Below are 13033 nucleotides of genomic sequence, written 5' to 3' on the forward strand. Positions count from 1 at the left end.
AATTTCAGTGTGTGGCGAGCTGTTGGCCCGACCATTTTTCGAGATCGGCCATCTCGGCCGAGCCTTCGATCGTCGTGATTGTCCCGTCCCGGGAGATGAGCATGGTCCGGGGAATGTCGCCCTGCCAGGTGGGGTCGATCTCGAACCTCAAACGCTCGACAAAACCGTCGTTGAAGATGAAGTTCTCGGTCGACGACAACCCCGCCTTGTCAAGCATCGACTGCGTTGCCGCCGGCAAGTTCGGCACGAGATCGGCGCTGATCGTGACCACGTCGATCCCGGGATGGTCCTTCGCAAACTGCCCGAGCAGCGGCAGCTCGACCTTGCAGGGCCCGCAGGTCACGCCCCAGAAATGCACGAGCGTCGGGCGGCCCGCATGCCCCCTAACGACGCCTTGCCAGGTGCCGCGCTCGAACGGTTTCAGGGCCGGCGCTGCTCCCAGCGTAGCCGTTGACGCGATCAGGAGACCCAGACCCAGAATGCCTGCAAATCGACGTCTCATGGCTGGTCCTCGATTGCTGTGAGCCGATAGCCGTCCGCCTTCGTCATCCATGACAAATAGACCTGTTGGCCATTGGAAACGAGCAAGGGATGATCGGATGTGTCGGTCGTGCTCGATATCGTCTTCGGCGGCGACCAGCTTTCGCCATCGTCGCGGGAAATCATCATCTGGACCGAGGTCTTCTCGCCGTCGAACTCCTTCCAGACCATCACCGTTCCCACAGCACTTGCGAGCACGTAAGGACGCGTCGGATTGCGGCCCGGCTGCCCCAGCGCCATGGGTGCAGAGAAGGTGCGGCCTTCGTCGCGCGAGTGGGCGTAGAACAGTCCCTTGCGCGCCTTGCCGTTCGTGTACCAGGCGACGTGATAGGTCCCGTTCGGCGCAACGGTGAGGCTCGGTCCGTGATGCGGGCAGGCGTTGATCTGCCAGTCGTCATTGCTGACCCGATGGATTTCCCCCGGAGTCGAGACGTCGGCGAAGGTCATGACCGCGTGATCGCGCACGCCGCCCTCGAAGATATTTCTGAAGATCACGGCCGGCCGCCCGCGCGCCGCGAATGTCAGCCCCAACCGGCAGCATTCGCAAGTGTTGTCACGCGCAAGCTTCGCCTCCGCGTAGGTGGCGCCGCCATCGCGCGACGAGGCGAAGAACAGCCCCGCTCCCTCGTACCTCCGTCCCGCCTCCTTCGCGGGAACGCGATTGCGCTTGTCCAGCCATGCCGCAAAGACCGTTCCGTCCTGATCGAGCGCCAGCGCCTCAAAGCGCTGGCTCTCATTGTTGGCGGTGATGGGCCTCAGCTCCGCAAAGCTCTTCCCGCCGTCGCTGGATCGCGTGTAGAGCACCTGTCCGTTGAAGGCCTCATCCCTGAAGATCGAAAATGCGAGCGCGATGCCGCCCTTGCGGTCGACCACGATCTTAGGCCGCGCATCCGGTCCCCAATCAAGGTTCAGCCGCTTCGTCGTGACCTGGGTGGGCGCCGAGAAACTGCGCCCCGCATCCGGCGAACTCGCAACCGACACCTGCCCGCCCGCCATCCAGGCCAGCCACAGCGTTCCGTCCGGTCCGAATGCGGGCGTCACCTTGGTTGCGCAGCGCAGCGTCGGCTCCTCGCACGCCGCTTCGGAGGCATGTTGGCCGTGCATCTGCGCGAGCGCCGCCCCTTGCAGGAATGCAAGAGCGACTATCCCAAGCAAGCCACTTCGGACCATGGCCCTATTCCCTTCGAGAGCCCGGATCATCTGAATGCCACCTTCATACCCGCAACGAACAGGCGCGGCGAGCCCGCGTAGATCGATCCCGTCGTGTTTGCGAGCACGCTCGCAGGATTTTGAAGGCCGGCCGCCGTCACCGTATTGGCGATGTTGTTTGCCGACGCGACGTAGGTGCGGTCGAAAACATTCCTGACTTCGAGGAACAGGTTCAGGGATCTGAAAGTGTCGGACACCAGATCGGTCTTGTAGTGGACGTTCAGATTGACCAGCTCATAACCCGGCGCCTTCAACAGATTTGCATTGTCCATGTAGAAGGAGTCCTTCCACTGGACCTCAACAAAGCCACCGAGACCTGCCAGTGGCCCCGCAAACTCGTCGTAGCCAACGCGGGCTGTCAGCTCGTTGGGCGAAATGCCGGGGATCTTGTTGCCGGCCCGGTTGAAGCTGAACACTGCGCCATTGGTGATGTTCTCGACATACTCGGTATAGACCTCGTCGAGGTAGGTGTACGCCGCCATGAACCTCCAGCCCGGATAGAACTTCCAATCGGCCGCAAGCTCGATGCCGCGATGCTCCGAGCGCGGCGCGTTGAACGTGTAGCTCGGGTTAGGTGAATTGACAGGTGTTGCCTGCGATACAAGTTCGTCGCGGAAGAACTCGTAGAAGCCCGTCGCGCTGACTTTGAGCGTGTTGTTCGGTGTCCAGTCGAAACCGAGGTCGTAGCCCAGATTTTTCTGAGCCTGGAGCTGGGTATTGTTGCCCGACAGCCCACTCGGCAGGACAAACAGGTTCGAAACCTGCGGAGTGCCGTACCCCGTAGCAACCCGCCCCCTGAGCACCCACTCGTTGTTCACCGTATAGAGCAACGCTAGTTCAGGCGCAGTGTTCTGGAATTGCCTGTCCGCGGTCGTCAGCGTCGTCGTGGTAATGCCAGTGGGGCCAGCGTACGCATACGCAGTGTTGATCCCCTTGAGAACGGTAGTTTCCCAGCCGATGCCTGCGACAACCGTCAAGGATGTCGTCAGCTTGAGCTCTTCCCGCGCGCGAACGCCGTAATTGGTCGTCTGGCTATAAAGATTGCTCGACAGACTGCCGAGTGTGGCATTGCCCCCCGGCATGACGTTCCGCGTGTCGCTCGAGGCCGTCAGGGTGTTGTAGAAGGCACCGAAGAACGTGGTCGATTCCAGGCCGAGAATCTCGCCCCGCTTGGTGACGTCGCTCATGAAATTGTACGAGGGAAAATCTCCGATCGCGCTGGTCGTGCCGGTCGGCTGATTGATGTTCCTGTCGTCGAACACGAACTGGTTGCGCCAGGTCGTGGTGTTGTCGAAATCGTGCTCCCAGCGGCCGCCGACGATGGTGCGGCGGTCGTTGCGGCCAAGCCCGGCCTGCACGGCCGTCTCCTTGTCGGTTCCAGCGGTTGCATTGAAGCCGTTGTTGAACAGTGTGACCGTGCCGCATCCGGGCGCGGCCGCGACGCCGGTCGCGCAGCCCTGCTGGAAGGGATTTTGATAGTACTGGTTCAGCGACTGCCGGATCGGCAGCCGCGCGCTGAGGTCGTTGTTGATGATCTTGACCGTGAAACGATCGTCCGGCGTCGCCTTGAGTGTGCCGAGGAAGTTGACGGTCTGCGTATTGAACCAGCTATTGCCGATATAGCCGTCGCCTCGCGTGTCGCTTGCGAACAGCGAGCCCTCGAAGTTCCCGACCTTTTTGCCGGCCGCGAGATAATTGTTGAGATAGCCGTAGCTGCCGCCATCGACGCCATATTCGGCGCCATCGATCGAGCCGCCCGGGCGGGTGCGGAAATTGAGCGCGCCGCCGGTGGCATAGTTGCCGTAGAGCGCCGACGACGGGCCGCGGATCACATCGATCGCACTGTAGGCCCGCGGATCGATCAGGTCACTGCGCGACAGGCCGTCCGGCTGCGTCACCGGAAAACCGTCGTCGAAGATCACGAGATTGCGGATGCCGAAGCCATTGCGGGCGTTGGAGCCGCGGATCGAGATGCCGATATCGCGGGGTCCGTTGCCCTGCTTCACCGATATGCCGGGGCTCTCGCGCAGCACGTCGGCCACGGTAACCGCCGGCCGGTTGTCGAACTGGCTGCGATAGATGGTCGTCTCGGTCTGGCCGGTTGGCGCCTGATTGAGACCGGCTCGCGCAGCGCTGGCCGTCACGGCCCGGTTTGGGGCCGACGCGCCGACGCTCGCACTCGGCGTAACGGGCCTCGCTGCGCGGCCGGCCGAAGCGGATCGCGGCCGCGAAGGCCGGGTGACTGGTTTGGCACGGCCAGTCTGCGGCGCCTCAACGGTAACCGCCGGCAGCTCCGAGTTGGTGCTTTGGGCAAAGACTCCGCTCGACGACGCAAGCAGCGCGGCCTGGACCGCGACGACGCTCACGCCACGGCGGGCATGACAACGTAACATGGGGCATTCCTGACGCCGGCTTTCTCTCCGGCCCTTCGACAGCATCGATCGCCAGCGGACGGACCGCGGCAATCACGGGGGTCGTCAGGAAAATTGAGGTGGTGCGCGCGCCTGGGCGCTTGTGCCCTTATGGATCGCGACGGCGGATACATCCGCCGCATGCCACACCACGCGCGCGGCGTGGCGGAAGGGAATGGCGAGCGCAACGTGCGGCGGCGAATCGAGCGATGCGCCTGCTTGCGCCAGGCAGCACAGCGCGCACGCGGCGCCATGTGCGGTCGGCGCGCCGGTCTGGTCGTCCAGACCGCCCTGCTCGCTGGCGCTGTGGCAGATGACGCCGGCAGACAACGGATCGGCCACGGCCTGGCCGGCCGCCAGACAGGCGGCAATCGGCGCCAGCACCTGCATCGCCAAAGCGAGCAGGACCAGGGGTAGGAATTTTTGCAGCCGTGCGCGCATCCGCCGAGCCATTCGTTCGCCTACGAACTAAACACCTCGCCGAGACCTGAGTCGAGGTCAGTTCCGCCGGCTTCTTGGCGCAGCGCAAATTTCTCGAAAACTGTGCTCCTGCCGCCCCACGGGATGGGACGTCCGGCATTTGAGGCAGTCCGGCAACCCGCCCCGTCCACAGATTTCTTATATTTGTCATACAGTTACGGGGTGAACAGCCCGATCATTTCGTCAGCTGCTCTAATTTTGAACAATCGTTGCCGAAAATGATGACAAGTGAGAAAAGTTGATCTAGCATCCCTCTTGCTCAGGCTGGCCGCGAGGTCGAAGTCTGGTGGTCCAAGTCTCGGGAGGAGCCCCTGGCGCGCAAAACGCAGCGTCGCCCCGTCAATCAAGAGCAAATCTTAGAATCGGGGATAATAGGGTCGACACAATTTTCGAGCGGGGCTAGGGCCCCGCTCTTTTTTTGCCCGCAAGGCTCTTTTGCCCGCATGGCTTCGATGCCGATGAGCGCTCCCTCTAATCCAATCGAAAACAGCTTCGAACTCGCGGCCTCGCGTTGCGCGGATCTCACGCCACTCGTCTACCAGCGGCTGTTCGAACAGCATCCCGAAACGCAGACCATGTTCCGCTCGCAGGGCAGCGAGCTGGTGATGGGATCGATGCTTGCGCTGACGATCGAGGCAATCCTCGACTTCGCCGGTGAGCGTCGGGGCCATTTCAGGCTGATCGCTTGCGAGGTCGCCTCGCACGATGGCTACGGCACCCCGCGCGACCTGTTCATCGCGTTCTTCGCCGTCATCAGGGATGCGCTGCGCGACCTGCTCGGCGACGAGTGGTCGCCGGAAATCGCGCAGGCCTGGGACCAGCTGCTCGTCGAGATCGACGCCTTCGCCACTATTCCGGCCTGACGCTTTGCGCTGCACCAACACGAGCTGCGGCGATCTCGCGATCGATTGCAGATTGAGTGGCAGGAACTCTTGTGAGAGACTTTCGGACATCGGTCGCGCAATCAATGACGCGCCGACGAAAATTTTATGGGAGCGAGCGATGTCCGGGACGAAAGATTTCTCGACGACGAGGCGCGATCTTCTTCAGGCGGCGGCGACCGCCGGCGCCGCGACTGCCCTTCTCGGCAGCATGGGCATAAACCCCGCCCTTGCAGCCGAGGTCGGACGATCCGAGAAGCCGCTGAAGGCGGCCTTCTCCAATGCGGGCCTCCAGGCCACCTGGTGCGCCCAGGGCAAGCAGGCGGCGGAATTCTGGGGCAAGCTGTTCAATGTCGAGGTGACCTGGTTCGATGGCCAGCTCGATGCGGTGAAGCAGCGCGCGGCGATCGACAACATGGCCTCGCAAAAGTGGGACTTCGTCGCGATCCAGGCCTTCGGTATCGGCACCCTCACCCAGCCCGTGCAGAAGATGATCGATGCCGGCACGCCGGTGATCGACATGGACACGCTGATCGCGCCGCTCGATCAGATCAACGTCCACTCTTTCCTCGCCCCCGACAACGAGTTCATGGGCGCCTCGGTGACGCAGGCGCTGTGCAACGCCATGGGCGGCAAAGGCAAGATCATCATGACGCAAGGCGCGCTCGGCCATACCGGCGCGCAAGGCCGGGCGAAGGGCTTCAACACCGTCGTCAAGCAGTTCCCGAACATCGAGGTGCTCGACACCCAACCCGCCGACTGGGACGTGTCGAAAACCGCGCGGCTGTGGGAAACCTATCTGACCAAATATCCGCAGATCGACGCGGCGTTCTTCCACAATGACGACATGGCGCTCGCCGCCGCCAACATCATGAAGGCGCGCAACCGCACCAACATCCTGATCGGCGGCGTCGATGCGATGCCACCGGCGATCCAGGCGGTGAGCGAAGGCCGCATGTACGCGACCGTGCGCAATCCGTCCTGCCGCATCCATGGCGGCGCGATCATCGCGGGCGTTTCCGCCGTGGTCGGCGGCGAGAAGAGCGGACAGGGCATTCCCAAGAACGTCGTCACCGACGGCCCGGTCGTGACCAAGGCCAACGCCGCCGGGATGCAGTGGATGCAGGATCACTTCCTGATCTGAGCCTCCATGCCTGAGGTTCGTTCGCCCATCCTGGAACTGCAAGGCATCACGAAGAGCTTCGGCGGCGTCGAGGCGCTTCGTGGTGTCGACTTCGCGCTCTCACCCGGCGAGATCCACGGTCTCGTCGGCGAGAACGGCGCCGGCAAAAGCACGCTGATGAAGATCATCGCCGGCGTGCACAGCGAATTCTCCGGCCGCTTCCTGATCGACGGGAAGGAGACGCATTTCCGCTCCGCCCGCGATGCGCACGCGGCCGGGATCGCCATGGTACATCAGGAGCTGAGCGTCGCACCCGATCTCACGGTCGCCGAGAACGTGTTCCTGGGCAATCAGCCGACCAACCGGTTCGGCCTCGTGCAATGGCGGCGCATGGCGCGCGAGGCCGGCGAGCAGCTCGCCCGCTTCGGCATCGACGTCGATCCGATGTCCAGGCTCGGCGACCTCCCGATCGGGCTCCAGCAGCTGATCGAGATCGCCCGGGTGCTGTTCTCCGGCGCCCGCATCATCATCCTGGACGAGCCGACCTCCGCCCTCTCCCCGCCCGAAGTCGAGCGGCTGTTCGCGACGCTGCGGCGGCTGCGCGAGGAAGGCACTGCAATCGTCTTCATCTCGCATTTCATCGAGGACATCCTGCTTGTGTCCGACACGGTGACCGTGTTCCGCAACGGCCGGAAGGTCGCCGAGACCGCGGCGGCTGCGACCAGCAAGGGCGCGCTGATCGAGGCCATGATCGGCCGCGGCGGCGAAGCGCTCGAGCACAGCTACACCGATGACCTCATGCTGCCACGGCCGAGCGACAGCTCCGTGGTCCTGAAGGTCGACCAATTGTCTCTGGCCCGCAGTCTGAAGGACATCTCCTTCGAGGCGCGCGCCGGCGAGGTGCTCGGCATCTACGGGTTCATGGGCTGCGGCCAGCAGGAGCTGTCGCGCATCCTGTTCGGCAAGCTGAAGCCGGACGGCGGCACGCTCGCCGTCGAGGGCAAGCCAAAAACCTTCGCCAGCACGGCGGCGGCCCGGCGCGCCGGCGTAGCTTTGGTGCCGGAGAGCCGGCGCGCCATGCTGTTTCACCAGGAGCCGGTCTACAAGAACATCTCGATCAGCATTCTCGACCGCATCTCGTCGCTGCTGCTCAAGCCGGCCCAGGAGCGCGACATCGCCAAGCGCCAGGTCGAGCAGCTGCAGATCAGGCCGCCTGTGGTCGGCCTCGATCTCGGTATGCTCTCCGGCGGCAATCAGCAGAAGGTCGCGCTGGCAAAATGGCTGACCTATCCGCCGAAGCTGCTGGTGCTGTGCGAGCCGACCCGCGGCATGGATGTCGGCGCCAAGAACGACGTCATCAACATCGTCCGCGATCTCCGCGCCAAGGGGCTTGCGGTCATCGTGCTGTCGACCGAGCCCGAAACGGTGCTGTCGCTGGCCGACCGCATCCTCGTGCTCAAGCGCGGCGCATTGGTGCGGGAATTCAAGAACGAGCCGGTCAGCAAGGACCGCCTGCTGGAAGCGGCGTGACGGAGAAGCACCATGGCGAGCAGTGAGACGGCTTTGGCGGCAGGTCAGCGGCCGCGCGGCGTTGCGCCCTTCCTGCGCTCGCAGATGCGCAACATCGCGCCGTTCCTCACCCTGATCTTCCTCTCCGCCTTCTTCGCCTTTGCCAGCCCCTCCTTCGCGACGTTGGACAATCTCGGCAACATCCTGACGCAGGTGTCGGTGACCGGCATCATCGCGGTCGGCCTCACCTTCGTGATCCTCTGCGCCGAGATCGACCTCTCGGTCGCCAGCATCGCCAACGTCACCGGCATCGCGGTCGCCTACTTCACGCTGCAGGAATCCTACGTCAACATCGCCAACATCCCCCTGCCCGGCGCGGTCGCGATCATCCTGTCGATCCTGCTCTGCGCGCTGCTCGGCCTCGTCAACGCGCTCGGCCTGACCGTGATCGGTATCCCCTCCTTCATCATGACGCTGGCGATGATGCAGATCGCGGCCGGCGTCTCGGCGCTGCTGGTGCGCGGCCAGATCGCCTACAAGGTGCCCGGCCTGATCACCACGCTCGGCTCGGGCTCGATCGGCGGCATCCCCTGGATCGTCATCGTCGCGGCCATCATGCTGCTTGGCGGCCATCTGGTGCTGACCTACACGCGCTTCGGCCGCTACGTCTACATGGTCGGCGGCAACCGCGAAGCGGCCGAATATTCCGGCCTCAACGTCAAGCTCATCCTCGGCGCCGTCATGGTGATCTCGGCGGTGTGCTCGGGCATCGGCGGCATGCTCGGCGTCGCCCATTTCGGCAGCGCGCAGCAGAACGAGTTCGACACTTATCTACTCGACTCCATCGCCGCCGTCGTCGTCGGCGGTACCAGCCTGTTCGGCGGCCGCGGCGGCATCGGCAACACCATCGTCGGGCTCTTCGTTCTCGGCGTCCTCAATAACGGCCTCGACCACGTCAACATCGACAGCTTCCTGAAGATCCTGATCCGCGGCCTGATCCTGCTGGCGGCGCTGGTCATCAACGTCTACGCGCAGCGGCTCAGGGAAAAAGCGGCGGAGTAGGCAGCCCTCAAAACAAAAACGCGAAAACAACCCCATGCACAGTACAAATCATTGAAGAATCCGGTTTCGATTGGCTTGAGTCTTTGTCGCAGAGAGGTTTGACACGTCGGGCAAAACAGGAGCACAACGTCGTCATGGCGCCGTGCCTTTAAGGCCGATGGGCTCAGGACCGCGACCCAAACTCCGTCATTGCGAGCGCAGCGAAGCAATCCAGGAATCTACCCGCGGATACATGTCTGGAGCGCCGTCTCAGGCGGCGCGCTGGTTGTGTCGCGACGAGAGGTCCGGGCACAGCACGAGCTTGCCCTCGAGGCCACCAGTCTCGAGGCGACGGTGAGCATCGGCGACCTCGTCGAAGGAGATCCGCTCGGCGATGCGCGGCCGGATGGCACCCGTGGCCAAAAGCCCGAACAGCCGCTCCAAGTCCTCCTTGAACCAGGTGGGATGTCGCGCCCGCATGGCATTTACCGAGTAGAACCGGGCCCGCTTGCCGCCGGGCAACAATCTCCACAGGTAAAGGCGCGCGATCTCCATCACGATAGGGAGCATGCGACGCTGCGCTTGCACGCTCGCCGAGAAACCGATGGCACAGAGCAGGCCGCCTGGCTTGAGCGCCGCGTATGAGCGGCGATAGCCGTCTTCGCCAACGCCGTCGACGATAACGTCGAACCCGCCCGGCAGGACCCGCGTGAACCCGAGGCGAGACGCTCCGCCTCGGGCGCAGTCAGCAATTGCGCCTTGTAGGTGTCTCGCTCGATCTCGCCAATCACAGGTACCGGCACGCCATGTCGGCGCAGCACCCGGCTGATGGCCATAAAACCCATGAGGCGCATGAAGAAATCGCTCATGCGGCTTGCCGCGCCGCCGACATAGGGCATCTGGGTGAGGACAATCTCGAATTCGTCCATCACCTCCCGCCTGATCCCGTCGATGTCGGTGAGATCAGTGCGCTCGCGCAGCATCGCTTCGGCAAGGTCGAGCCGCTCGCGCATGGCGGCCTCCATTGCGTTCCGATGCGTCTGGTAGAAGGGATGGATCATCTCAGCCATTGGACACCTGACGGCTCATTGCAAGGTTGGCGAAGCCGGCTTCATTCCGCGGCGATCGCCTCGATCTCCAGCAGCCATTTGCTGTCAACGGTCTCGACGACCACGACCGTCAGCGCCGGTCGATGCTCGCCGAGCGCCTTGCTGCGAATGGTGCGGTTGGTCACGACTTGAGTCCGGTCAGTCAGGAACGTGGTGACCTTGACCAGATGCTCGACGCCAAGCCCCGCGGCGGCGAGCACCTCGATCACGTTGCGCCAGGCCTGCGCGCATTGCGCCTCGAAACCTTCGGGCACGGTGCCGTCGGTTTTCTCGGGCACCTGGCCGCTGACGAACAACAGGCGGCGATGCTGCGTCAATTCAAGTCCCATGCTGTAACCGCCGGCGGGAGGATGGACCGTTGCGGGATTGTGGTTGACGATGTGAGCCATGTCAGTTTGCCTCCTGTTCGACGAATTCGAGCGCCAGACCATGCGCGGTGGCGGGTGGCACCAACAGCACGGCACCGGTCATCGCGAAGCCGACGCCGTTGTGTTTCAGTGTTCGCCCTGTCGCATCCAGATCAGCGACCGCCAGACGCGCCGCGCAAAAGCGCGGCGAAGCGCTGTTCGCGAGGCCCGGTAACCGGCGCGCCAGCTCGGACGGGCCAAGCAAGGTGATATGATTGCCGCGCTCACCAATCGTCAGCCGCCCCGGCGCAAGCTCGGCCGTGCCTTCCGTGAGGCGCTCGAGGAAATCGCGATGCGCCGCCGGCTCCGCCGCCGACATCACCACCTCGACCACGCGGAGCGCGCCGTTGGGATGACGCTGATACTGCGCCTTCCAGAACAGTTCCGGCGGGTGACGCTGCTGGCAGGTGAAGAACGCGATCCCGGGCATGGCGGGATCGGTGGCAAAGGCCAGCGAAAACGCGACGCGCGCCGTGCCTCCGCCCGGGAGCACCGCGTCGCGGCCGAAATCGAACGGCGCATAGTCGCCGATGCGGTCGGCCCTAAAACGCACTGCATCGGCATGGGCGTCGGTGCTGTGCAAGACCAGCATCGACATTCCCTCGGCGGTCGCAAGAAAATCGCGGTTGTGGGCCGCGAAGCTGAAATGGCCCGGCGTGGCTGGCGGCACCAACGCATTGTCGGTGACGGCCAGCAACTCCAGAAAATTGTCGGCGAACTGCGCCAGGCGGTTGCTGGTTCCGAACGGATGCACACCGGTCGGCGTGAGGTTGAAGCCGAGCCGCTGCCAATCCAGCGCGGCCTGTTCCAGATCGCGGACGCAAATGACGAGATGATCTAAACGACGGGGCATGGGGGGTCTCCGGATTGCGGGCCGACCGTATCCGGCGATGACGGCGCCGATCAAAGCATTGTTGCTGCGGTTCAGCGCAAGAAAATCTATTGCAAGGCCAAGGCCCATCGGTGTCAAACTGCGGTGCGATGACCTACGCCCTTCCCCCGCTCAACGCGCTCCGCGCTTTTGAGGCCGCCGCCCGGCATCTCAGCTTCAAGCTGGCCGCGCACGAGCTGCACGTGACACCTGCCGCCGTGGGACAGCAGGTGAAGGCGCTGGAGGCACGCCTCGGCGTGCAGCTGTTCGAGCGGCTGCATAAGCAGCTCATTCTCACCGCGGCCGGTCAGGCCTATCTGCCCGGGGTCTCCGAAGGTTTTCGCCACATTGCGGAGGCGACCTCGCAATTGAAGCCGGCGGGCGCGGTGCTGCTGCAGTTGGGGGTCCATGGCAGCTTCGACCTGCGCCGGCTCGAATTGGCGGAGTTTCGCAGCGCGCATGCGGAGATCGGTTTGCGGGTGCTGCAGCCGGCCGGCCTGCACGAGTTGGTCGAGGGCAAGGTCGAGCTGCTGATCGCCCGCGGTCTCGGCCGCTATCCGGGCTATCGCTGCGACCGGGTCAATGAGGGATCAGGCCTCGGTGATTGGCTGATCGCGCCTGAAGGCACCGCGGATTGCCCCGAGATCGTCAGCTTCCGCGACTGGCTGCGCGCCCTGCCAGCCGAGAACCCGCTCGCAAACCGCCGCCCGCGTCTGGTCGGCATCAGCGGAAGCTAAGGCGACCGTGAGGCATGGCTTGAGCCCTCGCCGCTAGGACGTTTGAGACGTCGGGCAAAACACCGGCACAAGTCCATCATGGCGCTGGTCCCGTAGAGACCACCGAGCTCACGGCAGCGGTTCGACCTTCGCCGCCATATCGGGAACCCGCGTGATCTTATACATGGCGTTGCTGCATCTAAGAACCCAAACGTCGCGATCAGGTCGAGACGCCTTCGTGTTCTTCTTTGCGCCGAGTGGCTTTTCGCAAGTGAAGCCTTGCGTGCGTATCTGGGCCGCAAGCATTCCCTGAACGGTTTCGGCCGGAATCTGCTGCGCCCGCACTTGCGGAGCAAATAGAATAAAAACGAAGGCAAGTAGTAATGATCCAGATGCTCTGTGCATGATTTCAACCCTTGAAGCAGCCGCCCCGCAAGTTCGAACATCGCACTGTAGCAGAAACACCGGTGTTGTCCGCGCCGGGCCTTCCGCGCCGTAGCGCGCTAGCTGCACTCATTGTCAGGACAACGAGCGCGGATTGGTAGCAATTTGCCCGAAAGCAGACCTATTGTGCTCAGTTCAAGCTTTGTCGTTCATGACCCAATGTATGGTCCGGCCGTGCGTAGCAAGAGGTTCGTCGATCAGGTGGTGAGTGGTCTTGCATCAATGTATCCGGCCTTTGATTGGAGCATTTGCTCCGGGCCATCATGGATATCAGCGCGCGTGCGTTCTCATT

12 protein-coding genes and 2 pseudogenes are annotated in these 13033 nt (G+C 63.5%); 5 read left to right on the forward strand and 9 right to left on the reverse strand.

All coding sequences use genetic code 11. The features are described from left to right. Nucleotides 1-4: 4 nt before the first annotated feature. From CT676_RS03335 to CT676_RS03350, 4 genes are all read right to left on the reverse strand, one after another. The gene (locus CT676_RS03335; RefSeq protein ID WP_135213837.1) at nucleotides 5-502 is read right to left on the reverse strand and encodes a TlpA disulfide reductase family protein; all 498 of its coding nucleotides are present in this window, start codon (nucleotides 500-502) and stop codon (nucleotides 5-7) included. Further along, nucleotides 499-1710, reverse strand: a complete 1212-nt coding sequence (locus CT676_RS03340; RefSeq protein ID WP_135213838.1) for a sialidase family protein — start codon at nucleotides 1708-1710, stop codon at nucleotides 499-501. Before CT676_RS03340 ends, CT676_RS03335 begins: the two co-directional genes overlap by 4 nt. 26 nt (nucleotides 1711-1736) lie before the next feature. Further along, entirely contained in the window at nucleotides 1737-4142 is a 2406-nt protein-coding gene (locus tag CT676_RS03345; RefSeq protein ID WP_135213839.1) for a TonB-dependent receptor, read from the reverse strand. Between the two features lie 84 nt (nucleotides 4143-4226). Next, nucleotides 4227-4601, reverse strand: a complete 375-nt coding sequence (locus tag CT676_RS03350) for a DUF2946 domain-containing protein (RefSeq protein ID WP_175618088.1) — start codon at nucleotides 4599-4601, stop codon at nucleotides 4227-4229. Nucleotides 4602-5098: 497 nt separating this feature from the next. Here CT676_RS03350 and CT676_RS03355 point away from each other — a divergent pair, with 497 nt between their 5' ends. From CT676_RS03355 to CT676_RS03370, 4 genes are all read left to right on the forward strand, one after another. Then, nucleotides 5099-5503, forward strand: a complete 405-nt coding sequence (locus CT676_RS03355; protein WP_166096975.1) for a globin — start codon at nucleotides 5099-5101, stop codon at nucleotides 5501-5503. A gap of 139 nt (nucleotides 5504-5642) precedes the next feature. After that, on the forward strand, nucleotides 5643-6665 hold the full coding sequence (locus CT676_RS03360; protein WP_135213841.1) for a sugar ABC transporter substrate-binding protein: 1023 nt from the start codon (nucleotides 5643-5645) through the stop codon (nucleotides 6663-6665). Between the two features lie 6 nt (nucleotides 6666-6671). Next, complete coding sequence (locus CT676_RS03365) at nucleotides 6672-8174, forward strand: sugar ABC transporter ATP-binding protein (protein WP_135213842.1); 1503 nt, start codon at nucleotides 6672-6674, stop codon at nucleotides 8172-8174. A 12-nt stretch (nucleotides 8175-8186) separates the two neighbouring features. Beyond that, complete coding sequence (locus tag CT676_RS03370; RefSeq protein WP_135213843.1) at nucleotides 8187-9215, forward strand: ABC transporter permease; 1029 nt, start codon at nucleotides 8187-8189, stop codon at nucleotides 9213-9215. Nucleotides 9216-9464: 249 nt separating this feature from the next. On the opposite strand, the pseudogene CT676_RS03375 reads toward CT676_RS03370, so the two are convergent. The 4 genes and pseudogenes from CT676_RS03375 to CT676_RS03390 form a co-directional block, all read right to left on the reverse strand. Beyond that, nucleotides 9465-9908: pseudogene (locus tag CT676_RS03375) on the reverse strand (zinc-binding dehydrogenase); the annotation flags it as partial. Continuing rightward, nucleotides 9908-10264 (reverse strand): annotated as a pseudogene (locus CT676_RS03380) (hypothetical protein); the annotation flags it as partial. The pseudogenes CT676_RS03375 and CT676_RS03380, both read right to left, overlap by 1 nt. Nucleotides 10265-10305: 41 nt before the next feature. Beyond that, on the reverse strand, nucleotides 10306-10692 hold the full coding sequence (locus CT676_RS03385; protein WP_135213844.1) for a RidA family protein: 387 nt from the start codon (nucleotides 10690-10692) through the stop codon (nucleotides 10306-10308). Between the two features lies 1 nt (nucleotide 10693). Next, nucleotides 10694-11671: a VOC family protein gene (locus tag CT676_RS03390; RefSeq protein ID WP_244623056.1), complete on the reverse strand. Its 978-nt coding sequence runs from the start codon at nucleotides 11669-11671 to the stop codon at nucleotides 10694-10696. 20 nt (nucleotides 11672-11691) lie between these two features. On the opposite strand from CT676_RS03390, the gene CT676_RS03395 reads away from it, so the two are divergent. Beyond that, nucleotides 11692-12318, forward strand: a complete 627-nt coding sequence (locus tag CT676_RS03395; protein ID WP_135213845.1) for a LysR family transcriptional regulator — start codon at nucleotides 11692-11694, stop codon at nucleotides 12316-12318. Between the two features lie 108 nt (nucleotides 12319-12426). Here CT676_RS03395 and CT676_RS03400 read toward each other — a convergent pair whose 3' ends face one another. After that, entirely contained in the window at nucleotides 12427-12702 is a 276-nt protein-coding gene (locus CT676_RS03400) for a hypothetical protein (protein ID WP_167767920.1), read from the reverse strand. Nucleotides 12703-13033: the final 331 nt, after the last annotated feature.

Source organism: Bradyrhizobium sp. MOS001, from assembly GCF_004634465.1.
Lineage (GTDB): Bacteria > Pseudomonadota > Alphaproteobacteria > Rhizobiales > Xanthobacteraceae > Bradyrhizobium > Bradyrhizobium barranii.